Raw genomic sequence first — 25,098 nt, 5'->3', positions numbered from 1 at the left:
CCGCCGCTCGGCCGCCGATCCGCCACCGGCGCGCGAACCGTTCGGGAGCCCGGCCCGCCACACCGGCGCGAGCAGCTCGGCAACCGGGCCCGCTACTGCGGCGCGAGCAGCTCGGAGACCCTGGCCCGGAGCGCCGCCAGGCGTTCCTCCGCGCGCACCCGGCTGTCGGCGAGGTCGTCGACCGGTTCGACGACCTCCAGGTACGCCTTCAACTTCGGCTCGGTGCCCGACGGCCGCACCACGACCCGCACGCCGTCGGCCGTCAGGCGCACGACGTCCGCCTCGGGCAGCAGGTCCTCGAACGCGAACCCGGCCGGCGGGTCGCCGCGCAGCCGCGCCATCAGCGCGCCGATGTGGCTCAGGTCGGTGAACCGCAACGACACCTGGTCGGTGAGGTGCAGCCCGTGGTCGAGCGCGAGCTGGTCCAGCGCGTCCGGCAACGTCCGCCCGGCCGCCTTCAGCCCGGCCGCCAGGTCGCACGCCACGACGGCCGCCGAGATGCCGTCCTTGTCGTTCACGTGCTGCGGGTCGACGCAGTTGCCCAGCGCCTCCTCGTACGCGAACACCAGGCCGTCGCCCGCGCGCACCAGCCACTTGAAGCCGGTCAGCGTCTCGGCGTACCGGGCGCCGTGCGCGGCGGCGATCGACTTCAGCAGCGACGACGACACGATCGTCGTGGCCACCAAGGGATCCGGCGTGTCCACAGTGGACAGGACAAGTGAGCCGAGCAGCACGCCGGTCTCGTCGCCGCGCAGCATCCGCCACGAACCGTCCCGCTCGCGGACGCCCAGCGCGCACCGGTCCGCGTCGGGGTCCAGCGCGATGGCCAGGTCGGCGTCCTCGGCGGCGGCCAGCTCCAGCAGGCGGTCGGCCGCGCCCGGCTCCTCCGGGTTCGGGAACGCGACCGTCGGGAAGTCCGGGTCCGGCACGGCCTGCTCGCGCACCACCCGCACGTCGGTGAAGCCCGCGCGCCGCAACGCGTCCACGGCCATCTGGCCGCCGACGCCGTGCATGGGCGTCAACGCCACCCGCAGGTCGCGGGCCGTGCCGCGGGGCAGCGACGCGACGCGCTCCACGTACTCGTCCACCTCGGCGTCGCTCACCGGCAGGTAGTCGTCCGACAGCGGCACGGACACCGCGGCGGGCACCCGGGCGATGGCCGCCTCGATCTCGCGGTCCGCGGGCGGCACGATCTGCCCGCCGCCGGCGAGATAGAGCTTGTAGCCGTTGTCGGCGGGCGGGTTGTGCGACGCGGTGATCTGCACGCCCGCGACCGCGCGGTGCCTGCGCACCAGGAACGCGAGCACGGGCGTCGGCAGCGGCCCCGGCAGCACCCGCACCGTGAAGCCCGCGGCGGCCAGCACCGACGCGGCGGCCGTGCAGAACTCCTCCGAGCCGTGCCGGGCGTCCCGGCCCACGAACACGGTGCCGGTCTCCCCGCGCGCGGTCAGCCACGCCGCCAGCCCGGCCGTGGCGCGGATCACCACCGCCCGGTTCATGCCGTTCGAGCCGGCCCGCACCGGACCGCGCAACCCGGCCGTGCCGAACGTCAGCGTGCCCGCCATCCGGTCCGCGAGGTCGGCCTCGGCCGCCGCGTCGCCGCCCATCGCCCGCGCCAGCACGCCCTGCAACTCGGCGCGCGTCTCGGGCGAGGGGTCGTCGGCGATCCACCGGAAGGTCGCGTCCCGCAGCGCCGGGGTCAACGTCATGCCCTGGTCACCAGTTCCCGCAGCAGCGCGCCCATCCGACCGGCCGCCGCGGCCCCGGCCTCCAGCACCTCTTCGTGGTTGAGCGGCTCACCGGTGATGCCCGCCGCGAGGTTCGTCACCAGCGACAAGCCGAACACCTCGACGCCCTCGGCCCGCGCGGCGATGGCCTCCAGCACGGTCGACATGCCGACCAGGTCCGCGCCCATCCCGCGCAGCATCCGGATCTCGGCGGGCGTCTCGAAGTGCGGTCCGGGCAGCCCGGCGTAGACGCCCTCCTCCAGCGACGGGTCGATCTCCCGCGCGAGGCCGCGCAGGCGCGGCGAGTACAGGTCGGTCAGGTCGACGAACCGCGCGCCGACCAGCGGCGACGAGGCGGTCAGGTTCAGGTGGTCGCTGATCAGCACCGGCTGGCCGACGGACATGCCCTGCCGCAGCCCGCCCGCCGCGTTGGTGAGCACCACCGACCGCACGCCCGCGGCGGCGGCCGTCCGCACGCCGTGCACGACCTTCTGGACGCCCTTGCCCTCGTAACCGTGCGTGCGGCCGAGCAGGACGAGGACCCTCTTGTCGCCGACCGGCACCGACCGGATGGTCCCGCCGTGACCGAACGCGGTGGGCGGCTCGAAGCCCGGCAACTCGCCCATCGGCACCTCGGCGGAGGGTTCGCCGATGACGTCGGCGGCGGGCCGCCAGCCCGACCCGAGGACGACGGCGATGTCGTGCCGGTCCACACCGGTCCGCTCGGCGAGCGCGGCGGCGGCCTGCGCTTCGAGGGCGCTGTCTTCACTGATGGCGGTCACGGCCGCGAGCCTAATATCCAAACCCCCACCCCGCCGCCGCCCACCCCGCAGGGCCAGCCCGCACTCCCGCGAGGCCGCGTCGGTGGTTCACGGCGCGAGATCTGTCGATCACGCTTTTCGATCGGCAGATCTCGCCCCGTGAGCCGCCGACTTCCAGGCGGCCGAGCCGCCCGACGGAGTCGGGCCAATCCAACGCATTCCCGTGAGCCGCCGACTAACAGGCGGCCGAGCCGCCCGACGGAGTCGGGCCAATTGGACACAGCGTATTCGCGATCGTGTCGAACAGCTTGCTGCGGCCGACCTCCTCCTGCTCGGTCGGGAACACGACCTCCACCACCCACAGGTCCGCCCCGCGCGGCAGGACCCGCGAGTACCGCGACCGCCGCAGGTCCGGGCCGGCGCCGTCGGACCCGTCGCCCGGCGCGATCGCCTTCTCCACGGTCCGGTAGCTGAACTGCACGGGCGGCTCGGGCGCGTTCGGGTCCAGCGGGTCGGTGACGTCGATCGCCTCACCGAAGTACCGGCCCTCCGGCCAGCGGTCCCGGACCAGGGACAGGTACTGGCCGGTCGAGCGGCCAGGGTAGAAGTCGGCGAACCGCTGCACGGTCACCTCGTGCGCGCCGGTCGGCGCGACGAAGTGCACGACGGTGCTGGGCGCGAGGCCGTTGTTGGCCCGCTGCTCCACGAAGCTCGTCCAGTCCGCGCCCACCGAGATGGTGAACCGCGCGCCCGGCGCGTCGTTCGCGGTGGCGGCCGACACCGTGGTCGGCCGCACCTGCGCGTCATCGGTGATCGCGGGCAGCGAAGGGCCGCCCACCGCGGCCGGCGGCAGCAGGGACGCGCCGGCCAACGTCCTGGTCACGGCGAACCCCGCCCCACCACCGACGACGAACAGGGCGAGCGCGGCCACCACGACCAGGGCGGGCACCGCCGGGCGTGGCGCCGCCCGCTTCGGCGCGACCTCGAACGGCAGCGGTCCGGGGTCGTCGGCCAGCGGCGTGTCGGGCGGGATGGGCGCCTTGACCAGCGGCCGGCCGAAGGGGCGCGGCCCCGCCGCCGACTCGGCACCCGCCTCGGCGGCCGGCGTGGTGACCGCCTCGGCGACCGGCGTCGGCCGGGTGTCGGCGTCGGCCGGGAACACGTCCACGCCCGGCTCGGGCAGCAGCGGGCGCACCCGGCGGCGGACCTCGGCCAGCGGCGTCCGCGCCTCGGGGTCCTTGACCAGCAGTCCCGCCACCACCGGCGCCAGGTCGCCGCACTCGTCGGCCGGCGGCGGCTCGCCGTTGACCACCTCGTGGATGATCCGCATGACGTTCGCGCCGTCGTACGGCTCCCGCCCGGTCAGGGCCGCGAACAGGGTGGCGCCCAGCGACCACAGGTCGGCCGCCGCGGACACCGTGCCACCCGCCGCGACCTCGGGCGCGATGAACGCGGGCGTGCCGAGCGCGATGCCCCGGCCGGTGAGGGTGGCTTCGGCGACGTTGCGCGCGATGCCGAAGTCGGTGAGCTTGACGCGGCCGTCGTGCGCGACCAGGACGTTGCCCGGCTTCACGTCGCGGTGCGTGATCCCGGCCCGGTGGGCGGCCTCCAGCGCGGCGGCCACGGCGTCGGCGACCACCGCGCCCTGCGCGGCGTCGAGCGGTCCGCGCCGGCGCACGAGGTCCGCCAGCGACTCGGAGGGCACCAGTTCCAGCACCACGTACGGGTCGCCGTCGATCTGCGCCACGTCGTACAGGGTGACCACGTTCGGGTGAGTCAGCTGGGCCACCGAGCGCGCCTCGCGGAGCGTGCGCTCCCGCAGCAGGTCGGCCTCGGAGTCGGGCATGCCCGGCGGGACCAGCACCTCCTTCACCGCCACGTCGCGGCGCAGCACCTCGTCGTGCGCGGCCCACACCGTGCCCATCGAGCCCCTGCCCAGGACGTGGCGCAGCCGGTAGCGGCCCGCGACCAGGCGTTCGGTGTCCACCTGGAGCATTCTCCACCAGCGCGCCCCCGCCACGTGGAACACTGACTGCATCGTTTCCGGCGGTGGAACTCACACGGCCGCCGCACTACTAGTGGGTAACCTGCGGAGCATGATGGAGCCGACTGGCGAACTGGCGCTGGCCGCCGAATTCCCCGCTCCCGACCGGGAGCAGTGGCTGGAACTGGTCCAGGGCGTGCTCCGGAAGTCCGGCGCGGACTTCGAGTCGCTGGTGACCACGACCTACGACGGCATCCGCGTCCAGCCCCTCTACACCGCCGCCGACACCGCCCCGCCGAGCGGCTTTCCGGGCCTCGCGCCGTTCACCAGGGGCGGCCGGCCGCAGGGCGTCACCGGCGGCTGGGACGTGCGGCAGCAGCACGTGGCCCCCGACCCCGCCGCCTTGCTGGCGGACCTGGAGAACGGCGTCACGTCGCTGTGGCTCAGGCACGTGCCCGCCGACCGCCTGGACGACCTGCTCGCCGACGTCCACCTGGACCTCGCGGCGGTCGTGGTCGACGCCGGCGCGGACTTCCGGGCGGCCGGGCTCGCGATGCTCGACGTCTGGGACCGGCGGCCCGTGCCGGCCGGCGAGGTCCGGGGCAACGTGGGCGCGGACCCGCTCGGCGTGCGGGCGCGCACCGGCGCGGACGCCGACCTCGCCGCGCTGCGCGACCTGGTGGCGCGGGCGCGGCGGTTCCCGGGGCTGCGCGTGGTCGTGGTGGACGGCCTGCCGTTCCACGAGGCGGGCGGTTCCGACGCGCAGGAACTGGGCGCGTCCCTCGCGGCCGGTGTCGCCTACCTGCGCGCGCTCACCGGCTTCGGCCTGTCCGCGGCGGAAGCGGCGCGGCTGCTGGAGTTCCGGTACGCGGCGACCGCCGACCAGTTCCTCACCATCGCGAAGTTCCGCGCCGCGCGGCGGTTGTGGGCCCGCGTGACCGAGGTCGCGGGCGCGCCGGCGCCGCAGGCGCAGCACGCCGTCACGTCGCCCGCGATGATGACCCGCCGCGACCCGTGGGTGAACATGCTGCGCACCACCGTGGCCTGCTTCGGGGCTGGGCTCGGCGGCGCGGACGCGGTGACGGTGCTGCCCTTCGACCACGCGATCGGCCTGCCGGACGACTTCTCGCGGCGCATCGCGCGCAACACCCAGGCGCTGCTGCTGGAGGAGTCCAGGCTGGCGGGCGTCATCGACCCGGCGGGCGGCTCCTGGTACGTCGAGCGGCTCACCGACGACCTCGCGCACGCGGCTTGGGCGTGGTTCCGGGAGATCGAGGCCGCGGGCGGCCTGCCGGGCGCGTTCGACCTGGTGGCGGACCGGATCGCGGCCACCTGGGAGCGGCGGGTCGCGAACCTGGCCGACCGCACCGACGCCATCACCGGGGTCAGCGAGTTCCCGAACCCGGACGAGGCGCCCGTGGTGCGGCGGCCCGCGCCGGCGGAACCGTCCGGCGGCCTGCCGCGCGTCCGGTACGCGCAGGCGTTCGAGGCGCTGCGGGACGCGGCGGACGCCGCGCCCGAGCGACCCGCCGTCTTCCTCGCCACGCTGGGCCCGGTCGCCGCGCACACCGCGCGGGCGACCTTCGCCGCGAACCTGTTCCAGGCGGGCGGGATCGCGACGCCGCAGGCGGGCGCGACCGAGACCGTCGAGGACGTCGTCGCGGCGTTCCGGCGGAGCGGGGCGCGGATCGCCTGCCTGTGCGGTAGCGAGAGCGCCTACGCCGAACTGGCCGCGCCCGTCGCGGAGGCGCTGCGCGCGGCCGGCGCGGAGCGCGTCCTGCTGGCGGGGAAGGAGTCCGCCGCCCGGATCGACGAGTACGTCCACACCGGCAGTCCGGCGCTGCGGGTGCTGGAGCACACCCTCGAGTTCCTCGGAGTGGAGCGATGATCCCCGACTTCGCCTCGATCGACCTCGGCGAGCCGCCCGCGGGCACGGCCGGGCAGTGGCAGGAAGCGCTGCACGAGGCCACCGGCAAGGGCGCGGACGCGCTGGTGTGGGAGACGCCCGAGGGCATCGGCGTCAAGCCCGTCTACACCGCCGCCGACACCGAGGGCCTGGACTTCCTCGGCACCTACCCCGGCATCGCGCCGTTCCTGCGCGGCCCGTACCCGACGATGTACGTCAACCAGCCGTGGACCATCCGCCAGTACGCGGGCTTCTCCACCGCCGAGGAGTCGAACGCCTTCTACCGCCGCAACCTCGCGGCCGGCCAGAAGGGTTTGTCGGTGGCGTTCGACCTGGCGACGCACCGCGGCTACGACTCCGACCACCCGCGCGTCGCGGGCGACGTCGGCATGGCGGGCGTGGCGATCGACTCGATCTACGACATGCGGCAGCTGTTCGACGGCATCCCGCTGGACCGGATGTCGGTGTCCATGACCATGAACGGCGCGGTGCTGCCCGTCCTCGCCCTCTACGTCGTGGCGGCGGAGGAGCAGGGCGTCGCGCCGGAACTGCTGGCGGGGACCATCCAGAACGACATCCTCAAGGAGTTCATGGTCCGCAACACCTACATCTACCCGCCGCAGCCGTCCATGCGGATCATCTCGGACATCTTCGCCTTCACCTCGCGGCGGATGCCGAAGTTCAACTCGATCTCGATCTCCGGCTACCACATGCAGGAGGCGGGCGCGACGGCCGACCTGGAGCTGGCGTACACGCTGGCGGACGGCGTCGAGTACCTGCGGGCGGGCCGGGGCGCGGGGCTGGACGTCGACGCGTTCGCGCCGCGCCTGTCGTTCTTCTGGGCCGTCGGCATGAACTTCTTCATGGAGGTCGCCAAGCTGCGCGCCGCGCGGCTGCTGTGGGCCAAGCTGGTCAAGGGCTTCGGGCCGAAGTCGCCCAAGTCGCTGTCGCTGCGCACGCACTGCCAGACGTCCGGCTGGTCGCTGACGGCGCAGGACGTGTTCAACAACGTGGCCCGCACCTGCGTGGAGGCGATGGCCGCGACGCAGGGGCACACGCAGTCGCTGCACACCAACGCGCTGGACGAGGCGCTGGCGCTGCCGACCGACTTCTCCGCGCGCATCGCCCGGAACACCCAGCTGCTGCTGCAACAGGAGTCGGGCACGACGCGGGTGATCGACCCGTGGGGCGGCAGCGCGTTCGTGGAACGCCTCACGCACGACCTGGCGCACCGCGCGTGGGCGCACATCACGGAGGTCGAGGCGGCGGGCGGCATGGCGAAGGCGATCGACGCGGGCATACCCAAGCTGCGCATCGAAGAGGCCGCCGCGCGCACCCAGGCCCGCATCGACTCCGGCCGCCAGCCGGTGATCGGCGTGAACAAGTACCAGGTGGAGTCCGACGAGCAGATCGAGGTGCTCAAAGTGGACAACGCCGGCGTGCGCGCCCAGCAGCTCGCGAAACTGGCGCGGTTGCGCGAAGAACGGGACCAGTCCGAAGTGGACTCGACCCTGGCGGCGCTGACCCGCGCGGCGGGCTCGGACGGCAACCTGCTGGAGCTGGCCATCGACGCGGCGCGGGCGAAGGCGACCGTCGGCGAGATCTCCGAGGCGCTGGGCAAGGTGTGGGGGCGGCACTCGGCGCAGATCCGCACGATCACCGGCGTCTACCGCCAGGAGGTCGGCACGGTGTCCCCGGAGCGGAGGTCGGCGGTGGAGGGCACGCAGGCCGCGGTCGCGGCGTTCGCGGAGGAGGAGGGCCGCCGGCCGCGCATCCTGGTCGCCAAGATGGGCCAGGACGGGCACGACCGCGGGCAGAAGGTGATCGCGACCGCGTTCGCCGACCTCGGGTTCGACGTGGACGTCGGCCCGCTGTTCCAGACGCCGGACGAGGTGGCGCGCCAGGCCGTGGAGGCCGACGTGCACATCGTCGGCGTGTCGTCGCTGGCCGCCGGGCACCTCACGCTGGTGCCCGCGCTGCGGGCGGCGCTGGCCGCGCTGGGGCGCGAGGACATCATGATCGTGGTCGGCGGCGTCATCCCGCCGCAGGACTTCGACGCGCTGCGCGCGGCGGGCGCGGCGGCCATCTTCCCGCCCGGCACGGTGATCGCGGACGCGGCGGGCGACCTGCTGGCCAGGCTCTCGGCGCGGCTGGGGCACGGTCAGCCCGGACATGCCTAGGGCGGTCGACGTCGGCGAGTACGCGAAGGGCGTGCTCGCCGGCGACCGGGGCACCCTCGCGCGGGCGATCACCCTGGTCGAGTCGACCAGGGCGGACCACCGGGCGCGGGCGCAGGAGCTGCTGGTCGAGCTGCTGCCGCACGCGGGCGGCGCGCACCGGATCGGCATCACGGGCGTGCCCGGCGTCGGGAAGTCGACGTTCATCGACGCGTTCGGCTCGATGCTGACCGGGCTGGGCCACCGCGTGGCGGTGCTGGCGGTCGACCCGTCGTCCACCCGGACCGGCGGCTCGATCCTCGGCGACAAGACCCGGATGGCGCGGCTGGCGGTGGACCCCGCGGCCTTCATCCGGCCGTCGCCGACGTCCGGCACGCTCGGCGGGGTCGCCAGGGCCACCCGCGAGTCGATCGTCCTGGTGGAGGCGGCCGGCTACGACGTGGTCCTGGTCGAGACGGTCGGCGTCGGCCAGTCCGAGGTCGCGGTGGCGAACATGACGGATTGCTCGCTCTTCCTGACGCTCGCGCGCACCGGCGACCAACTCCAGGGCATCAAGAAGGGCGTCCTGGAACTGGCGGACGTGATCGCGGTGAACAAGGCCGACGGCCCGCACGAATCGGACGCGCGCAAAGCCGCCCGCGAACTCGCGGGCGCACTGCGCCTGCTGCGCCCGCCGGAGGACCGCTGGCACCCGCCGGTGTTGACGTGCAGCGGCTTGACCGGTGACGGGCTGGAAACCGTCTGGCGGCAGGTCGAGAAGCACCAGGAGGTTTTGCGGGACGCCGGGGAACTGGCGGAACGCCGCCGCCGCCAGCAGGTCGAGTGGACGTGGGCGATGGTCGAGGACCAGGTGCTCCGCGGCCTGCGCGCGAATACCGCGGTGCGGGCGTTGGCGCCCGAACTGGAGCGCCGGGTGCGAGAAGGGGAACTCACCGCGACGTTGGCGGCGGAGCGCATCCTGGCGGCGTTCACGGGAAGTGAAGAAGCCACCGGTTTGGATGACCACTGACAGTGGTATCCAGAGTGGGCGATGACTAGTGTTGGTGACCGTGACCCTGTTGCGATCTGTGCTCGCGGCGTGCCTCTTCGTGGTGGTCGGCGCGTTCGGCGTGACCGGTGTGGCGAACGCCACCCTCCCGGACCGGACCGCCCACGTCGCCGCGGCCCAGCCGACTGAATCGGTCCAACCTGGGCCGGAGGTCGACGCACCCCAGCAGGACCAGACGGGCGTCACCACCGAGACCAGGAGGAAGTTGTGGATCGGTGGTATCGCGCTGGTCCTGTTCGCCCTCGTTTACTGGCGTAACAAGAAGCGGTGGGACAAGTGGCGGAAGGCCAAGAAAGCCGGCTGAGAGGTCGTGGGGGCGACCTGAATCCCAGAACATGAGATTCACTCGTCGTTATCTGGTCCTCCTGTAGGGGTTTCTGCGCGGACTTGATCGGTCTGACCGAAACTCGCGCACCGCTTGGCGCAGCCGTTCGACCGGCCGGCGGTTGATCAACGCGAGCGGCGACGGGGCCGGCAGGGCTTGATGCAGGATGGACGCAAATGGGTACCGACTTCAGGATGAGGACGCGCTCGGCCATCGAGCGGTACTCGAATGCGCTGGTGAACCTCTCGCGCAGCATCCACGCGGAGCCGGAGTTGGCTTTCGCGGAGCACCGCAGCGCGGCCAAGGTGGCCGATCTGCTCGCCGCCGAGGGCTTCGAGGTCGAGCGCGGCGTCGCGGGGCTGGAGACGGCGTTCACCGCCTCCTACGGCTCGGGCGACCTCGTGCTGGGCCTGTGCGCGGAGTACGACGCCCTCCCCGAGGTGGGGCACGCGTGCGGGCACAACGTGATCGCCGCCGCCTCGGCGGGCGCGGCGCTGGCCCTGCGTGACGTCGCCGACGAACTGGGCCTCACCGTCCGGGTGATCGGCACACCGGCCGAGGAGGTCGGCGGCGGCAAGGTGCTCATGCTCGAACGGGGCGTGTTCGACGACGTCTCGCTGTCGATGATGGTGCACCCCGCGCCGTACGAGGCGGTCGCGGCGCGCTCGCTCGCGATCACCGACGTCGAGGTGCACTACGCGGGCAAGCCGTCGCACGCCGCCGCCGCGCCGCACCTGGGGGTGAACGCGGCGGACGCCATCACCGTCGCGCAGGTCGCCATCGGACTGGCCCGCCAGCACCTGGAGCCGGGGCAGATGGTCAGCGGCATCGTCACGCGCGGCGGCACCGTGCCCAACGTGGTGCCCGACCGCACGTCGGCGATGTTCGACCTGCGCGCCGAGGACCTGGAGTCCCTGAGCCGGCTGGAGGAGCGCGTCAACCGCTGCTTCGAGGCCGGCGCACTGGCCACCGGCTGCACGCACGAGGTCGTCAAGGTCTCGCCCGTCTACGCCGAGCTGACCCCCGACCAGTGGCTGGCCGACGCCTACCGGCGTGCCGCCACCGAGTTGGGGCGCACCCCGCTGAGCCCCGCCGAGGAGCGGGCTCACCGGCTGGGCAGCACCGACATGGGCAACGTCACCCGTGCGCTGCCTGCCATCCACCCGACCATCGCCATCGACTGCGGAGACGCGGTGAACCACCAATTCGAGTTCGCAACCGCCTGTGCGTCGGCATCAGCCGACCGGGCCGTGCTCGACGGAGCACTCGCCCTTGCCTGGACAACCATCGCGGCCGCCCGTGACGACGAGCAGCGGAACCGGCTCCTGGGCGGTGCGGGATGACGGTCCTCGACTCGCGCCCAGAGCTGCCGGGGGAGGAGGAGCCCGAGGTGCTGTTGACCGAACGCGGGGTCAGCATTGCCCCTGTGGAAGATCCGGGTGAGGGGCGGGGCCCCTCCTGGTTGGACGACTGGCTGAGCGCCAACGCCGCCGAGGTGGTCGCCTGGCGGCGGCACCTGCACGCCCACCCGGAGCTGTCCCGCCAGGAGCACGCCACCACCGAGCTGATCTCGCGCCTGCTGCGCTCGGCGGGCCTGAAGCCGCGCGTGCTGCCCGGCGGCACCGGGCTCGTGTGCGATGTGGGCAGCGGGCCGCGGTGCGTGGCGCTGCGGGCGGACATCGACGCCCTGCCGCTGACCGAGAGCACCGGCGCGCCCTACTCGTCCACTGTGGAGGGTGCTGCGCACGCGTGCGGCCACGACGCCCACACGACCGTCCTGCTGGGCGCGGCGCTGGCGCTGGCGTCGGCGACCGAGCTGCCGGGCCGCGTGCGGCTGATCTTCCAGCCCGCCGAGGAGGTCATGCCCGGCGGCGCGCTGGACGTGCTCGCCGCGGGCGGCCTGGACGGCGTGGAGCGGATCTTCGGCCTGCACTGCGACCCGCGGCTGCCGGTGGGCCGGGTCGGGACGCGCATCGGCGCCATCACGTCGGCCAGCGACCTGCTCGAACTGCGCCTCACCTCGCCCGGTGGGCACACCTCCCGGCCGCACCTGACCGCGGACCTGGTGCACGCCCTGGGCACGGTCATCACGGGGCTGCCCACGCTGCTGTCGCGGCGGGTGGACCCCAGGTCCGGGACCGTGCTGGTGTGGGGTGCGGTGCACGCGGGCGAGGCCGCCAACGCCGTGCCGCAGGACGGTGTGCTGCGGGGGACGCTGCGCACCGGCGACCGGGACATCTGGGCCGAGCTGGAGCCGCTGATCAAGGAACTGGTCGGGGCGCTGCTCGCGCCGACGGGTGTGGGCTTCGACCTGCTCCACCGGCGCGGCGTGCCACCCGTGGTGAACGACCGCGAGAGCACGGTGGTGTTGCGGGCGGGTATCGAGGCCGCGCTGGGCGAGGACGCGCTGGCGGGCACCGAGCAGTCCTCCGGTGGTGAGGACTTCGGGTGGTACCTGGAGCACGTGCCGGGCTCGTTCGGCCGGTTGGGCGTGTGGGACGGGGTGGGGAAGCAGCGCGACCTCCACCAGCCGGGGTTCGACCTGGACGAGCGCGCGTTGATGGTGGGGATCCGGGTGATGGTGCACGCCGCGTTGGCATCGTTGGCATCGCTGGCTTAGGGGCGCTGCCGGAGGGTCGGGAGTGCTGCTGGGGGAGCGTTCTTGGGGGGAGCGCTGCTGGGGGGCATTGCTGGGGGGACATTGCTGGGGGAGCGTTGTCGGTCAGGGTGTTGCCTGAGAAGGCTGGGGGCTGTTCTCAGGGATGACTGGGGATTGTCGTACCCGCGTGGTTGGGTGAGTGTCGGGGGCGCTCACTTCTCGGGGACGCCTGCGTTCGCGTGTGATTCTCTGCCTGGGGGCGTTCGTGTCCCGAGGATGCCCGTGTTGGTGTGGGTGGCTCGGCCCGCCTTGGTGTGAGTGGCGGCTCGGGGGTGCGGTTCCGGGGCGGGGCAAAGCGTGAAAAGCGTCCTCGCCGGACGGGCCGGCCACCGAGGATGACCCTCGGGCGTGCCTTCGGTGCGGCGCGGTGCAAGGGTGAAGCGTCGCGTGTCATCCCCGTGTGGCCTGGTCGAAGACCACTACGCTTGGTCAGGCAGGTCAAGCGAAGGGCGTGCTTGACCTGCCTGACCAAGCGCGGTCCCCTGCGGGCAGGCCATACGGGGATGACACGCTCGGGTGAGGTGTGCGCGTGGCGCGCCACCGCTGGTGCGCTCGGCGGCGGGGTCAGCTCACGGGTTCGGTGATGTGCGGGCGGGCTTCGGGGGCGGCTGCTCGTACCGCGTCGGCCGCCTGGTCGTCCGGTTCGGTCTGGGAGGCGCGTTCCGCGTCCACGCGCGCGGTGTAGACGGAGATCTCGTGGGCGATCCGGGACTCGTCCCAGCCGTGCACCCGTGCCATCAGTTCCGCCACCGGCCGCGCGCAGGCCGTGCCCCGGTGCGGGTACTCGATCGAGATCCGGGTCCGGCGGGTCAGCACGTCGTCCAGGTGCAGCGCGCCCTCGTGGGACGCCGCGTAGACGATCTCCACCTGGAGGTAGTCCGGCGCGTCGGGCACGGGCCTGAGCAGTTCCGGGTCCGCCGTCGCCAGGACCTCGTGCACCAGTGAGCCGTAGCGGTCCAGCAGGTGGCGCACCCGGTACGGGTGCAGGCCGTAGCGGCTCGCGAGCTGGTCCGCCTGGTTCACCAGGGCGTGGTAACCGTCGGCCCCGATCAGGGGCACCTTGTCGGTGATCGACGCCTGGATGCGGCCCGGCAGGTCGACCGACGCCGCGTCCACGGCGTCCGCGCCCATCACCCGGTAGGTCGTGTACTTGCCGCCCGCGATCGCGACCAGGCCGGGCGACACGCGCGCCACCGCGTGCTCCCTGGACAGCTTGGACGTCGACTCGCTCTCGCCCGCCAGCAGCGGTCGCAGGCCCGCGTAGACGCCCTCGATGTCGTCGTGCGTCAGGGGTGTCGCCAGCACCTTGTTGACGTGGTCGAGGATGTAGTCGATGTCGTGCCGCGTGGCCGCCGGGTGCGCGAGGTCGAGGTTCCAGTCCGTGTCCGTGGTTCCCACGATCCAGTGATTCCGCCACGGGATGACGAACAGGACCGACTTCTCCGTGCGGAGGATCAGGCCGGACTCCGAGACGATCCGGTCCCTCGGCACGACGACGTGGACGCCCTTGCTCGCCCGCACCCGGAACCGGCCCCGGCTGCCGGACAGGCGTTGCAGCTCGTCGGTCCAGACACCGGTCGCGTTGATCACCGCGTGGGCCCGGACGTCGGTCTCCCGCCCGTCCTCGACGTCCCGCACGCGCACGCCCGAGACCCGGTCCGCCTCGCGCAGGAACCCGACCACCTGCGTCGACGTCCGCACGACCGCGCCGTAGTGCGCCGCCGTCCGGCCGACCATCATGGTGTGCCGGGCGTCGTCGGCCTGCGCGTCGTAGTACCTGATGCCCCCGACCAGGGCGTTGCGCTTGAGCGCGGGCACCATGCGCAGCGCGCCCGCCCGCGTCAAGTGCTTCTGGCCGGGCACCGAGCGCGCGCCGCCCATCGTGTCGTACATCAGCAGGCCCGCCGCCGTGTAGGGGCGCTCCCAGATCCGGTGCGTCAGGGGGTAGAGGAAGCTGACCGGCTTCACCAGGTGCGGTGCGATCCGGGTGAGCATCAGCTCGCGCTCGCGGAGGGCTTCCCGCACCAGGCCGAACTCCAACTGCTCCAGGTAGCGCAGGCCGCCGTGGAACAGCTTGGACGAGCGGCTGGACGTCCCGGAGGCCAGGTCCCTCGCCTCGACGAGGGCCACCCGGAGGCCGCGGGTCGCCGCGTCGAGCGCGGCGCCGACGCCGACGACGCCACCGCCGATGATCACCAGGTCGAAGGTCTCGGACTCCAGGCGCGCCCACGCCTCCTCGCGTTCCGACGGGCCGAGGCGGGCAGGGGCGGCGGGGTCTGTCGGCGGCTTGCGCGTGGCCACGGGTCAACGCCTCCCTGATACTGACGAACGGTCCGACCTGGACTGACTGGATCACGTTACCCGCTGGTACGCCACCGTAGACAGCTGATCAGCCCCCGAACTAGCGTCTGAGCACATCGTTGGGTGGGCAGCGCCGCCGGACCCCGGACAGTGCGTCGCCCCCTGCCTGAAGGCAAGGAGGTCGGCGGATGGGCAGTGGTTCGGTCCTCGTGTGGGAAACCCTCGGCACCGCGATCCTGGTCCTGCTGGGCGCCGGTGTGGTCGCCAACACCGTCCTGAAGGACTCGCTGGGCAACGGCGGCGGCTGGCTCCTGGTCAACATGGGCTGGGGGTTCGCGGTCTTCGCGGGCGCCAGCCTGGCCGCGCCGAGCGGCGCGCACCTCAACCCCGCCGTCACGCTGGGGCTCGCGGTCGCGGGCAAGGTCGGGTGGGGCCTGGTGCCCGCCTACCTCGCCGGGCAGTTCGTCGGCGCGTTCCTCGGCGCGGTGCTCGCGTGGCTGGCCTACAAGGCGCAGTTCGACGCGCACGACGAGCCGGCGAACACCCGCGGCATCTTCTGCACCGCACCGACCGTGCCGAACGTCGGCTGGAACCTCGTCACCGAGGTGATCGGCACGTTCGTCCTGGTCATCTGGATCCTGCTGAGCCCCGGCGCGAAGGCCGCCGAGGACGGCGTCCCGCAGTTCGGCAACTCCGCGCTGGGCTACGCGGCGGTGGCGTTCCTGGTCATCGGCATCGGCAACTCGCTCGGCGGCCCCACCGGGTACGCGATCAACCCCGCGCGCGACCTCGGGCCGCGCATTGCCTACGCGGTGCTGCCCATCCGCGGCAAGGCGGACGCCGACTGGGGCTACTCCTGGATACCGGTGGCCGGCCCGCTCACCGGCGGCGTGCTCGCCGCGCTGCTCTACCTCGCTCTCCCGGTCTGACGGACGACGGCACGAAAGGACGCAGCATGACGAAGTACGTGGCCGCGATCGACCAGGGCACCACGTCGACGCGGTGCATGGTCTTCGACCACTCCGGGCACGTGGTCTCGGTCGACCAGACGGAGCACGAGCAGATCTTCCCCCGCGCGGGCTGGGTCGAGCACGACCCGCGCGAGGTGTGGACCAACACCCGCCAGGTCGCGGCGGGCGCGCTCGCCAAGGCCGACCTGACCACCGAGGACATCGCCGCCGTCGGCATCACCAACCAGCGCGAGACGGCCGTGGTCTGGGACCGGACGACCGGCGAACCGGTCTACAACGCGATCGTCTGGCAGGACACCCGGACCGACCGCATCTGCCGCGACCTGGCGGACCTGGGCGGCGGTCAGGAGCGCTACCGCGACCGGACGGGGCTGCCGCTGGCGACCTACTTCTCGGGCCCGAAGGTCCGCTGGGTGCTGGACAACGTCGAGGGCGCGCGGGCCAGGGCCGAGGCGGGCGACCTGCTGTTCGGCAACATGGACACCTGGCTGCTGTGGAACCTGACCGGTGGCGTCGACGGCGGCGTGCACGTCACCGACCCGACCAACGCGTCCCGCACGCTGCTGATGAACCTCGACACGCTGTCGTGGGACGCGGAGATCGCCGCCGACATGGGCGTCCCGATGTCCATGCTGCCGGAGATCAGGTCGTCGTCCGAGGTCTACGGCCACGTCCGGGAGCGGAGCGCGCTGGCCTCCGTGCCGATCGCGGGCATCCTCGGCGACCAGCAGGCGGCGACGTTCGGGCAGGCGTGCCTGTCGCCGGGCGAGGCGAAGAACACCTACGGCACCGGCAACTTCGTCCTGCTCAACACCGGCACGGACAAGGTGATGAGCGAGAACGGCCTGCTCACCACCGTCTGCTACCAGATCGGGGCGTCCGCGCCGGTGTACGCGCTGGAGGGGTCGATCGCCGTCACCGGGTCGCTGGTGCAGTGGCTGCGCGACAACCTCGGCATCCTGGGCACGGCCGGCGAGGTGGAGCGGTACGCGCGGTCGGTGGAGGACAACGGCGGCGCGTACTTCGTGCCCGCGTTCTCCGGGCTGTACGCGCCGCACTGGCGCTCGGACGCGCGTGGCGCGATCGTCGGCCTGACGCGGTTCGTGAACAAGGGCCACCTGTCGCGCGCGGTGCTGGAGGCGACCGCGTTCCAGACCCGCGAGGTGATCGACGCGATGAACGCCGACTCGGGCGTGGCGCTGACGTCGCTGAAGGTCGACGGCGGCATGGTGGTCAACGAGCTGCTCATGCAGTTCCAGGCGGACATCCTCGACGTGCCGGTGATCCGCCCGGTGGTCAACGAGACGACGGCGCTGGGCGCGGCCTACGCGGCGGGCCTGGCGGTCGGGTTCTGGGCCTCGGAGGACGACATCCGGCAGAACTGGGCGCAGGACAAGCAGTGGGAACCGACGATGGACGCCGAGACCAGGGACCGCCTCTACCACTTCTGGAAGAAGGCCGTGTCACGCACCCTGAACTGGGTCGAGTAACCCCAACCCAACCGCCCGCCGCGAGGCCGCGTCGGTGGTTCGCGGCGCGGGTGCCGCCGATCACGCTTTTCGATCGGCGGAGGTCGCCCCGCGAGCCGCCGACTCCCAGGCGGCCGAGCCGCCCGACGGAGGAGGGCAAATCCAACACAGCGAGGCCGCGTCGGTGGTTCGCGGCGCGGGTGCCGCCGATCACGCTTTTCGATCGGCGGAGGTCGCCCCGCGAGCCGCCGACTCCCAGGCGGCCGAGCCGCCCGACGGAGGAGGGCAAATCCAACACAGCGAGGCCGCGTCGGTGGTTCGTGGCGCGGGTTCCGACGATCATGCTTTTCGATCGGCGGAAGTCGCCCCGCGAGCCGCCGACCTCCAGGCGGCCGAGCCGCCCGACGGAGTCGGGCCATCAAACACAGCAAATCCCACTCAGTTCAGATCGTCGTGCCGCATGAGCTGGCGGCCCGCCTCGGTGATCGACCCGGTCAGCGACGGGTAGACCGAGAACGTCGTCGCCAGGTCCTCCACGGTGAGCTGGTTCTGCACCGCGAGGGCGATCGGGAGGATCAGCTCGCTCGCGTTCGGCGCGACGACCACACCGCCGATGACCACACCGGTCGCCGGGCGGCAGAACAGCTTCACGAAGCCCCGGCGCAGGCCCTCCATCTTCGCGCGCGGGTTGGTCGCCAGCGGCAGCATGACGGTCCGCGCGGGCACCTCGCCGGAGTCGATCGCCTGCTGGCTGATGCCGACCGACGCGATCTCCGGGTTCGTGAACACGTTCGCGGCGACCGTCTTGAGCTTGATCGGGCTGACGCCCTCGCCCAGCGCGTGCCACATGGCGATGCGACCCTGCATGGCGGCGACGCTCGCGAGCAGCAGCACGCCCGTGCAGTCGCCGGCCGCGTAGACGCCCGAGATGTTCGTGCGGGACACCCGGTCGACCGGGATGTAGCCGCCGCGCCCGAGTTCGATGCCGATCTTGTCCAGGCCGATGTCGGCCGTGTTCGGCACCGAGCCGACGGTCATCAGGGCGTGGCTGGCCTCGATCGTGCGACCGTCTTCCAGGTGAATCAGGACGCCGTCGCCGACGTTCTCCACGCGCTCCGCGCGAGCGTGCTTCACCACGGCGGTGCCGCGCTCGGCGAACACGTCCTCCAGCACGACCGCCGCGTCGGCGTCCTCGTGCGGCAGGACGCGGTCCCGGCTCGACACCATCGTCACCTTGACGCCCAGCTCGGTGTAGGCCGAGGCGAACTCGACGCCGGTCACGCCGGAGCCGATCACGGCCAGGTGCTCGGGCAGCTCGGGCAGGTCGTAGATCTGCCGCCAGTTCAGGACGCGCTTGCCGTCCGGCTCGGCGCCGGGCAACACGCGCGGGGTCGCGCCGGTCGCGATGAGCACCACGTCGGCGGGCAGGGTCTCGGTCGTGCCGTCGTCCGCGGTCGCGACCACGCGGTGCTGGGCGAGGCCGCGCTCGTCGTCGCCGAACTTCGCCGTGCCGGTGATGATCCGGACGCCCTCCCGCTGGAGGCGGGCGCGGACGTCGGCGGACTGCGCCAGCGCGAGGCCCTTCACGCGGCCGTGGACGACCGGCAGGTCGACGGCCGCCTCCGTGTCGTCGGTGCGAATGCCCAGCTCACCGGCGTTGCGGAAGGCGCTGCGGCCACCCGCCGAGGCGATGAAGGTCTTCGATGGCACGCAGTCGTAGAGCACGCACGCGCCGCCCAGCCCCTCGCGCTCGACGATGGTCACGTCGGCGCCGTGCTGGGCCGCGACCAGTGCCGCCTCGTAACCTGCGGGACCACCGCCCATGATGACGATGCGGGTCACGACACGTCCTCCTCGCGTTCTGCTCCGGGCCGGTCAACCGTACGCGGTCGGGTTCGGGAGCGTGTCGTCCGGTCTTCTGGTTCCTCCGGGTGATCGCGAGGTCGCTAGGCTGTCGGCGTGCCGCTCTATGCCGCGTACGGGTCCAACATGGACCCGAACCAGATGATGGAGCGAGCCCCGTACTCCCCGATGGCGGGGACCGGATGGCTCGCCGGATGGCGACTGACGTTCGGTGGCGAGGACCTGGGCTGGGAAGGCGCGCTCGCCACGATCGTGGAAGACCCTAACTCGCAGGTCTTCGCCGTCCTGTACGACGTGAGCCCGCGCGACGAGTCCCGCCTCGACCGCTGGGAGGGCGCGCTGGGTCTCTACAAGAAGATCCGCCTGCGCGTCCAGACCCTCGAAGGCTCGGTCACGGCCTGGCTGTACGTGCTCGACGCCTACGAAGGGGGGTTGCCGTCGGCCCGCTACATCGGCGTGGTGGCGGACGCCGCCGAAGCAGCCGGCGCGCCGGACGACTACGTGGCCGACCTGCGCACCCGCCCCTGCCGAGGCATCGGCCCCTAACCCCCCATCCCCACCCCGACCCCCTGGCCTCACCCCCGCACCGCTCCCGAGGCCAAGTCGGGCTCTCACGCCCCGCCACCGCTCCCGCGCCCGCGAGGCCGCGTCGGGGTGTCGCGCCTCATTTCTTCGCGATCACGCTTTTCGATCGCGAAGAAATCAGGCGCGATGGCCCGACTTCAGGCGGCCGAGCCGCCGCGACGGAGTCGCGGCCAATAAACACAGCCCTCAGCACACCTCGGCCAACAGGTCGGTCAGGTGCTGCACCAACCGCCGCGAGTCGGTGGGCGACACCGTGCTCCACGGCTGCTGCCCCGGCGTCGCCCGGCGCAGTTGCACGTACCGCCCGTGCGGGTTGTCGAAGAAGCCCACCACGTGGTCCGGTCGTACGCGCCTGCCCCACTTGTCGCGCGCCGCCGCGCCGAACTGGCCCCGGTGGCCCGCGTCGCGGAACATCTCGGTCAGGGTGTGCGCGTCCTCCTGCCGCACGCCACGCGACCGCAGCGCCGCCTCCAGGTTGTCCGCGGTGCCCGCCGCCTCCGCCGCGGCGTCCAGGTCGGCGCTCGGCAGGGTCACCGAGTGGCCGGGACCGGGCGGTGCGGGCGGCAGCACGCCCAGCGCCTCGCGGGGCAGTCCCTCGGCGGACGCCGGGCGCAGCGTCAACTGCTCGCCGTCGAGCACCGCCAGCACCGCCGACTGGCCCTTGGCCGCCGCGAGGACCCGCACGCTGCGCCCCAGCCACAGCCTGCCGTCGACCTCGTGCTGCGGCCGGTTCAGCAGGTGCAGGAGGTCTTCCAGCATCGGGTCGAGCGACACCGGCCGGCCCAGGCCGCGGGCGTCCAGCCCGGCCCACACCCGGCGCTCCAGCTCCGCCCGCTCCGCGTTGGTCTTGCCGGGCGACGGCACCTTCAGCACCAGCGGCATGGTCTCCAGCCGCAGGTGCTCCCAGAGCACGTCGAACTCCAGCGCGGAGATCGTCACCGGTTCACGCACGTGGTCAACGCCCAAGTCCACACCGAACGTCGTCATCAGCGAAGGGTGCTCTCCCCGATCACCGGTGGCGAGACGGTCCCGCCGATGCCGTAGATGTCGTCGGTCTCCCGGAGGTAGTCGGCGCCGTCGTGCTCGCCGTCCTCTTCCTCCTCGGCCCGCGCGCGGCCCAGCCCGCCGAACGGGTCGAACGCCTGCTGCGGCCCCGGCGTCGCGACCGTCCGCTTGTGGACGGTGTCGTTGCCGCCCTGCTGGCCCGCGGCGAGCGGTCCGCCGGGCGAGGCGCCGGGACCGGCCGCGACGTGGTGGGCGTTGGTCGCGGCGAGCGCGCCGAACTCCGCCGAGCTGATCGTCGTCGTGCCGCTGCCGCGCCCGAGCAGCGGGTCGGTCGCCGCGTTGGCGCCCTGGTGCTGCTCGGCGGTGGTGGTGTCGGACGACTTCCGGCGGTCGCGGTCGCGACCGCCGGCGACGCCGCCGCCCGCGACGCCGCCGACCACGCCGCCCGGACCGAGCGCCGGGTGGCCCGGCGCGCCGGTGGGCACGCTGTTCGCCGGCCGGGTCGACGAGCTGGGGTTGGTCGTGCCGACGGACGTCGACGGGTTCGTCGTCGCGCCGCCGGGCTGGGTGGCGGGCCTGGGCTGCGCCGGCTGCGACGGCTGCCAGCCCCGGCCGACCCGGCCACCGTGCCTGCCCCGCCCGCGGCCGGCACCGCGCCCGCCGCGCGGACCGCCGCCGTGGAAGACGGGCGCGCCCACGCCGGGCTGGTCGTTCCGCACCACCTCGGTGGTCGTGACGACCAGCTGCGGCGGCTGGTGGAACTGGCCGAGGGTGTTGACGTTCGACGTCGTGGACGACGCGTAGGTGGTCATCACCTCGCGGGCCCGCTGCTCGGCCGCGTTGTGCGCCTTCTCCTGCTTCTCGTAGTCGGTCTGGCCGCCCACGAGGTGCGTCAGGCCGGTCAGCAGCAGACCGGGGTCCTCCGCCGTCACCTTGACCGGCGGCGGCATGTCGGCGCGGGCCTTCGCGATGTAGTCGGCCTGTAGCTCCGCCGACAGGCGCATGATCTCCGCGCCGCCGCGGGCGTCGTCCGCCCACGCGGCTAACGGGTTCATGCCCGTGCGCGCCTGGTCGGCCGCCGCGCCCTCCCACGTCGCGCCGGACCGCAGCACACCCGCGTGCAGCTCGGAGTTGATCTCGGCCAGCGCGGCCGAGACGCCCTCCCAGCGCTCGATCGACGCGTGGGACGCCTGCGGGCCCGGCCCGGCGTTGATCTTCTCGTAGAGCTCTTCGTGGCTGTACCCGCTCCAGCGGTGCCCATCGGGCATGAAGATTCCCCTTGCCTGCGGCGGGCTCAGCAGCCGCCTTGCTGCTCCATCAACCCGGTGTTGTCGTCCTCGATGGACCGGTACTGCTGCTCCACCAGCGTCAACGCGTCCATCGCGCCCTTGAGCTGCTGCTGGTAGCTCTGCAACGCGGCCAGCGCCGAGTCGCCCGACTCGACGGACCGGTCGTTGAACCGGTCGGCGGCGTCCGCGCTGACCGGGTCACCCGCCCAGGGGCGGACCCTGACCTCGGTGATCGCCAGCTCGATCTGCTTGTCCAACTTGGTCAACGCGCCCGCGAACGCGCTGCGGAGACTGGGTATCGCGGTGGGTTCCACGCTCAGGGTGTGCGACAGCGGCGGCGTGCCGCCGGTGTCCCCACCATGACCGTGGTCTTCCGACGGCATGGACGTCCTCCCCGTCATTCCGCTGCCCGATGTCCGGCGTGTTGCGTCAGCGAGGTCACTTTAGCCATCAGGTCCGACAGCGGGGAGTGGTTGCAGCCGACATCCCCCACGTGGGTCAGCCCCGTTGCAGCAAACCGGCGACCGCCGCTTCTGCCGTGCGTTGCGCGCCTTCGCAGAGGAAGTCCTGTTTCATCCTGGCCTTGTTGCCGCCGTCGCGGAACATCACGTCCAGGAACTGCCCTTCCGCGACGTCGACTTCCACGGTGCACATCTCCTCCAGGCCGGGCGTGCGCACGATCAGCGCCGGAAAACCGGCCACCGCCGTCGACCGCGCGTCGACCTGCGCGTTCTCCGACAGCCACACGCCGACGCCCTCCACGGTGACCAGCGCGAGGCGGACCACGTTGCCGCTGATGTTGCTCCGCATGGTGCACGCCCGCGCGTTGCCGAAGCCGGGTTCCACGTACGCGCCGGGCGGGTTGTCCAAGCTCAGCTGCGTCCGCTGCTCCGCCGAGAGCACCGCGCACGGGTCCACGTCGTCCAGCCGGAGCTCCCTCGGGCGCGGCGGCAGCGACAGCTGGGTGGTCGTGGTCACGTTGAGTGACCCGTCGGGAAGGCCGTCGGCCTTCTTCTCGGGTAAGGGCGTGCACGCTACGAGCGTCGATGCGGTCAGCGCGACGATCAGGCGTGCAGCCCTCATGAGCACCTACCGTAGCCGCATCCACACCCCACGTGAACCGACGTGGCGGAAGCCGCATTTGTGCGCGACCCGCTCGGCCGCATTGTCGGGCGGTTCGACCACGATCCGGTCGAGGTCGAGAAAACCGAACCCGAACCCGCAGACGGCGGCGGTCACGCGCGTCGCGACGCCATTCCCGCGCTGGTCCGGCGCGACCCAGCAGAACAGTTCGCCGTCGGTCGACAGCGCGATCTCGCCGATCGCGGTGTTCGACGACTGTTCACAGATCGCCCACGAGCACGTCTCGTCGGCTTCCCACTGCCGTCGCCGTTCGGCGATGTGCGCGCCGGCTTCACCCGTCCCGGTGAACCTGCCGCCCGCGACCAACGGGGCCCGGTCGTCCACCCGGTCGTCGTCGCGCAGCTGCCGCAGGTAGTACTCGCCCGCGTTGACCTCGACCGGCTCCACGACGCGGGAGACTAGTCGGTGGCGAGCCGGTACCACTGGAGCAGGTCGTGGTGCCGCCCGTCGACGAGTTCGGCGCCGCGCGACGTGCCCTCCAGCGTGAAACCGCACTTCTCGGCCACCCGGCGGGACCCGTGGTTGCCCGCGGCGTGCCGGTAGCCCACCCGGTGCGCGCCCGCGACGTCGAAGGCGTACCGCAGCGCGGCGGTCAGCGCGGTCGCCGCCACCCCGCGGCCCCGGTGCGCCGCGGCGGTCCAGCAGAACACCGACACCGCCCGGTCGCGCGGGTTCACGTCGCGCAGCCCGACCTCGCCCGCGAGCGCGCCGCCCGCGTCCCGCACCGCCCACGAGAACCGCTCGCCGGTGGCCCACTGCCAGGCGCGGAACCCGATGAACGCCCGCGCGGCGTCCGCGTCGGCCAACGCGTAGCCGGGCAGCCGCCGCCGGATCTCCCCGTCCGCCAGGGCGGCGAGCAGGGCCGGCCCGTCGGCGACCGTCAGCTGGTCGAGGGTGAACGCGCCCGCGTCGAGCGGCACCGGCTCCATCCGGTCGACACTAGGCGTCCGGACGGCCGGAGGTGGCGCTGACCGGATTTCACCCGTTCGTGGGTGGCGGAGTTCACCCGTGCGGTGAGCGCGGGATCAGTCCGTCACGAACCCGTCGCGCGGTTCGAGCAGCGCCTCCAACTCCGCGCGCCGGGTGTGGGCGGGCGCGCCGCCCGGCGCGGTGGCCACCTCGACCACCCAGTCGGCGTCCTCGGCGTCGTCCTCGCCCGCCAGCAGGTCCTTGTGCACGGCGCAGGGCGCCCAGCCGGCGGCGCGGAGCCCGCGCGCCAGCTCCTCGGCCTCGTCCCGGTCGTGCAGCACGAGGAGCAGGAAGTCAGCCACCGAGCAGCCCCCGGTCGGCCAGCGCCGCGCGCAGCGCCGCCACGTCCGGCACGTGCACCCCGTCGATGCCCACCGCGACCGCGCCCGCGGCGTTGTCGGCACGGTCGTCGCAGAACACGGTCTCCTCGGCGGTCGCCCCGACCTGCGCCAACGCCCGCCGGAACGCCGCCGCGGTCGGCTTGGCCGCCCCGATCAGCGCCGACGTCACGACGTCGTCCACCTCGCGGTCGAGGCCGAGCGCGCGCAGGTCGTCCGGCAGCCGGGTGGTGGCGTTGCTGAACAGCACGACGCGGTGTCGCCGCCGGACCTCCCGGACCAGCGCCAACGCCTCCGGGACGACCTCGCCCACCCGGCTCCAGGCCGCCACCGCGGCCCGCGCGGCGGCCGGGCCGAGGTCGTCGGCGAGCCGGTCGCGCACGGCGGCCCGCCACTCCTCGTCGGACACCTCGCCGACCAGGGCCGGCCCGGCCAGCGAGAACGCCACCGACGCCAGCGTGCCGCGCGGCAACCCGAAGTCGTCCTCGATCGGGTGATCCGGGCCGAACGTGCGGAGCACGCCGTCCAGGTCGAGCAGCAGGAGCCTCAACGCCCGTCACCCGGCCGTTCGCGCGGCG

General features: G+C 73.1%; 22 protein-coding genes. 9 read left to right on the top strand and 13 right to left on the bottom strand.

Annotated features, from left to right (window positions below):
- Positions 1 to 92 precede the first annotated feature (92 nt).
- From C8E97_RS31325 to C8E97_RS31315, 3 genes are all read right to left on the bottom strand, one after another.
- Complete coding sequence (locus C8E97_RS31325; RefSeq protein ID WP_121009354.1) at positions 93 to 1,709, bottom strand: phospho-sugar mutase; 1,617 nt, start codon at positions 1,707 to 1,709, stop codon at positions 93 to 95.
- The gene (locus C8E97_RS31320) at positions 1,706 to 2,509 is read right to left on the bottom strand and encodes a purine-nucleoside phosphorylase (RefSeq protein ID WP_425470631.1); all 804 of its coding nucleotides are present in this window, start codon (positions 2,507 to 2,509) and stop codon (positions 1,706 to 1,708) included. The genes C8E97_RS31325 and C8E97_RS31320 overlap by 4 nt, the downstream gene beginning before the upstream one ends.
- A 214-nt stretch (positions 2,510 to 2,723) precedes the next feature.
- The gene (locus C8E97_RS31315) at positions 2,724 to 4,484 is read right to left on the bottom strand and encodes a serine/threonine-protein kinase (RefSeq protein WP_121009342.1); all 1,761 of its coding nucleotides are present in this window, start codon (positions 4,482 to 4,484) and stop codon (positions 2,724 to 2,726) included.
- A gap of 103 nt (positions 4,485 to 4,587) precedes the next feature.
- On the opposite strand from C8E97_RS31315, the gene C8E97_RS31310 reads away from it, so the two are divergent.
- The 6 genes from C8E97_RS31310 (at position 4,588) to C8E97_RS31285 (ending at position 12,548) form a co-directional block, all read left to right on the top strand.
- Entirely contained in the window at positions 4,588 to 6,360 is a 1,773-nt protein-coding gene (locus tag C8E97_RS31310; protein ID WP_121009340.1) for a methylmalonyl-CoA mutase family protein, read from the top strand.
- Positions 6,357 to 8,558 carry a methylmalonyl-CoA mutase gene (gene scpA, locus C8E97_RS31305; protein ID WP_121009338.1) on the top strand — a complete coding sequence of 734 codons (2,202 nt, stop codon included), beginning with the start codon at positions 6,357 to 6,359 and terminating at the stop codon, positions 8,556 to 8,558. The genes C8E97_RS31310 and scpA overlap by 4 nt, the downstream gene beginning before the upstream one ends.
- Positions 8,551 to 9,564, top strand: a complete 1,014-nt coding sequence (gene meaB, locus C8E97_RS31300; protein WP_121009336.1) for a methylmalonyl Co-A mutase-associated GTPase MeaB — start codon at positions 8,551 to 8,553, stop codon at positions 9,562 to 9,564. Before scpA ends, meaB begins: the two co-directional genes overlap by 8 nt.
- Before the next feature lie 34 nt (positions 9,565 to 9,598).
- The gene (locus C8E97_RS31295) at positions 9,599 to 9,907 is read left to right on the top strand and encodes a hypothetical protein (RefSeq protein ID WP_147455279.1); all 309 of its coding nucleotides are present in this window, start codon (positions 9,599 to 9,601) and stop codon (positions 9,905 to 9,907) included.
- A 197-nt stretch (positions 9,908 to 10,104) separates the two neighbouring features.
- Complete coding sequence (locus C8E97_RS31290) at positions 10,105 to 11,271, top strand: M20 family metallopeptidase (RefSeq protein ID WP_211347168.1); 1,167 nt, start codon at positions 10,105 to 10,107, stop codon at positions 11,269 to 11,271.
- Positions 11,268 to 12,548, top strand: coding sequence for an amidohydrolase (locus tag C8E97_RS31285; RefSeq protein ID WP_121009332.1), 1,281 nt, complete (start codon positions 11,268 to 11,270; stop codon positions 12,546 to 12,548). Before C8E97_RS31290 ends, C8E97_RS31285 begins: the two co-directional genes overlap by 4 nt.
- A 603-nt stretch (positions 12,549 to 13,151) precedes the next feature.
- Here C8E97_RS31285 and C8E97_RS31280 read toward each other — a convergent pair.
- Positions 13,152 to 14,888 (bottom strand): glycerol-3-phosphate dehydrogenase/oxidase, encoded by a 1,737-nt coding sequence (locus tag C8E97_RS31280; protein WP_121009330.1) that lies wholly within the window; start codon positions 14,886 to 14,888, stop codon positions 13,152 to 13,154.
- Between the two features lie 188 nt (positions 14,889 to 15,076).
- Here C8E97_RS31280 and C8E97_RS31275 point away from each other — a divergent pair, with 188 nt between their 5' ends.
- Positions 15,077 to 15,817: an MIP/aquaporin family protein gene (locus tag C8E97_RS31275; protein WP_121009328.1), complete on the top strand. Its 741-nt coding sequence runs from the start codon at positions 15,077 to 15,079 to the stop codon at positions 15,815 to 15,817.
- Positions 15,818 to 15,843: 26 nt separating this feature from the next.
- Complete coding sequence (gene glpK / locus C8E97_RS31270; protein ID WP_121009326.1) at positions 15,844 to 17,349, top strand: glycerol kinase GlpK; 1,506 nt, start codon at positions 15,844 to 15,846, stop codon at positions 17,347 to 17,349.
- A gap of 417 nt (positions 17,350 to 17,766) precedes the next feature.
- Here glpK and C8E97_RS31265 read toward each other — a convergent pair whose 3' ends face one another.
- Positions 17,767 to 19,170: an NAD(P)H-quinone dehydrogenase gene (locus C8E97_RS31265; protein ID WP_121009324.1), complete on the bottom strand. Its 1,404-nt coding sequence runs from the start codon at positions 19,168 to 19,170 to the stop codon at positions 17,767 to 17,769.
- A gap of 117 nt (positions 19,171 to 19,287) precedes the next feature.
- On the opposite strand from C8E97_RS31265, the gene C8E97_RS31260 reads away from it, so the two are divergent.
- Complete coding sequence (locus C8E97_RS31260) at positions 19,288 to 19,737, top strand: gamma-glutamylcyclotransferase family protein (RefSeq protein WP_121009322.1); 450 nt, start codon at positions 19,288 to 19,290, stop codon at positions 19,735 to 19,737.
- Positions 19,738 to 19,962: 225 nt separating this feature from the next.
- On the opposite strand, the gene C8E97_RS31255 is transcribed toward C8E97_RS31260, so the two are convergent.
- The 8 genes from C8E97_RS31255 to C8E97_RS31220 all read right to left on the bottom strand — a co-directional run bounded on the left by C8E97_RS31255 (position 19,963) and on the right by C8E97_RS31220 (position 25,070).
- Positions 19,963 to 20,763, bottom strand: a complete 801-nt coding sequence (locus tag C8E97_RS31255; RefSeq protein WP_121009320.1) for an ESX secretion-associated protein EspG — start codon at positions 20,761 to 20,763, stop codon at positions 19,963 to 19,965.
- Positions 20,763 to 22,049, bottom strand: coding sequence for a PPE domain-containing protein (locus C8E97_RS31250; protein WP_121009318.1), 1,287 nt, complete (start codon positions 22,047 to 22,049; stop codon positions 20,763 to 20,765). The genes C8E97_RS31255 and C8E97_RS31250 overlap by 1 nt, the downstream gene beginning before the upstream one ends.
- Before the next feature lie 26 nt (positions 22,050 to 22,075).
- Positions 22,076 to 22,453, bottom strand: a complete 378-nt coding sequence (locus C8E97_RS31245) for a transcriptional regulator (protein ID WP_121009316.1) — start codon at positions 22,451 to 22,453, stop codon at positions 22,076 to 22,078.
- Between the two features lie 115 nt (positions 22,454 to 22,568).
- Positions 22,569 to 23,153 carry a DUF3558 domain-containing protein gene (locus tag C8E97_RS31240; protein WP_170212046.1) on the bottom strand — a complete coding sequence of 195 codons (585 nt, stop codon included), beginning with the start codon at positions 23,151 to 23,153 and terminating at the stop codon, positions 22,569 to 22,571.
- A gap of 6 nt (positions 23,154 to 23,159) precedes the next feature.
- Positions 23,160 to 23,600: a GNAT family N-acetyltransferase gene (locus C8E97_RS31235; RefSeq protein ID WP_121009314.1), complete on the bottom strand. Its 441-nt coding sequence runs from the start codon at positions 23,598 to 23,600 to the stop codon at positions 23,160 to 23,162.
- An 11-nt stretch (positions 23,601 to 23,611) separates the two neighbouring features.
- Positions 23,612 to 24,142, bottom strand: coding sequence for a GNAT family N-acetyltransferase (locus C8E97_RS31230; protein WP_121009312.1), 531 nt, complete (start codon positions 24,140 to 24,142; stop codon positions 23,612 to 23,614).
- A gap of 96 nt (positions 24,143 to 24,238) precedes the next feature.
- Complete coding sequence (locus C8E97_RS31225; RefSeq protein ID WP_121009310.1) at positions 24,239 to 24,484, bottom strand: hypothetical protein; 246 nt, start codon at positions 24,482 to 24,484, stop codon at positions 24,239 to 24,241.
- Entirely contained in the window at positions 24,477 to 25,070 is a 594-nt protein-coding gene (locus C8E97_RS31220) for an HAD family hydrolase (protein ID WP_121009308.1), read from the bottom strand. The genes C8E97_RS31225 and C8E97_RS31220 overlap by 8 nt, the downstream gene beginning before the upstream one ends.
- Positions 25,071 to 25,098 lie beyond the last annotated feature (28 nt).

Origin of the sequence: Saccharothrix australiensis (assembly GCF_003634935.1) — a bacterium.
GTDB lineage: Bacteria > Actinomycetota > Actinomycetes > Mycobacteriales > Pseudonocardiaceae > Actinosynnema > Actinosynnema australiense.
Note: the sequence above shows the minus strand (reverse complement) of the source record. Positions and strands in the feature narration are given on the sequence as shown.

Coding starts and splice junctions, on each gene's coding strand:
- C8E97_RS31325 (WP_121009354.1), bottom strand. CDS start 1,709: ATGACGTTGACCCCGGCGCTGCGGGACGCGACCTTCCGGTGGATCGCC.
- C8E97_RS31315 (WP_121009342.1), bottom strand. CDS start 4,484: ATGCTCCAGGTGGACACCGAACGCCTGGTCGCGGGCCGCTACCGGCTG.
- C8E97_RS31310 (WP_121009340.1), top strand. CDS start 4,588: ATGGAGCCGACTGGCGAACTGGCGCTGGCCGCCGAATTCCCCGCTCCC.
- scpA (WP_121009338.1), top strand. CDS start 6,357: ATGATCCCCGACTTCGCCTCGATCGACCTCGGCGAGCCGCCCGCGGGC.
- meaB (WP_121009336.1), top strand. CDS start 8,551: ATGCCTAGGGCGGTCGACGTCGGCGAGTACGCGAAGGGCGTGCTCGCC.
- C8E97_RS31290 (WP_211347168.1), top strand. CDS start 10,105: ATGGGTACCGACTTCAGGATGAGGACGCGCTCGGCCATCGAGCGGTAC.
- C8E97_RS31285 (WP_121009332.1), top strand. CDS start 11,268: ATGACGGTCCTCGACTCGCGCCCAGAGCTGCCGGGGGAGGAGGAGCCC.
- C8E97_RS31275 (WP_121009328.1), top strand. CDS start 15,077: ATGGGCAGTGGTTCGGTCCTCGTGTGGGAAACCCTCGGCACCGCGATC.
- glpK (WP_121009326.1), top strand. CDS start 15,844: ATGACGAAGTACGTGGCCGCGATCGACCAGGGCACCACGTCGACGCGG.
- C8E97_RS31255 (WP_121009320.1), bottom strand. CDS start 20,763: ATGACGACGTTCGGTGTGGACTTGGGCGTTGACCACGTGCGTGAACCG.
- C8E97_RS31250 (WP_121009318.1), bottom strand. CDS start 22,049: ATGCCCGATGGGCACCGCTGGAGCGGGTACAGCCACGAAGAGCTCTAC.
- C8E97_RS31245 (WP_121009316.1), bottom strand. CDS start 22,453: ATGCCGTCGGAAGACCACGGTCATGGTGGGGACACCGGCGGCACGCCG.
- C8E97_RS31240 (WP_170212046.1), bottom strand. CDS start 23,153: ATGAGGGCTGCACGCCTGATCGTCGCGCTGACCGCATCGACGCTCGTA.
- C8E97_RS31230 (WP_121009312.1), bottom strand. CDS start 24,142: ATGGAGCCGGTGCCGCTCGACGCGGGCGCGTTCACCCTCGACCAGCTG.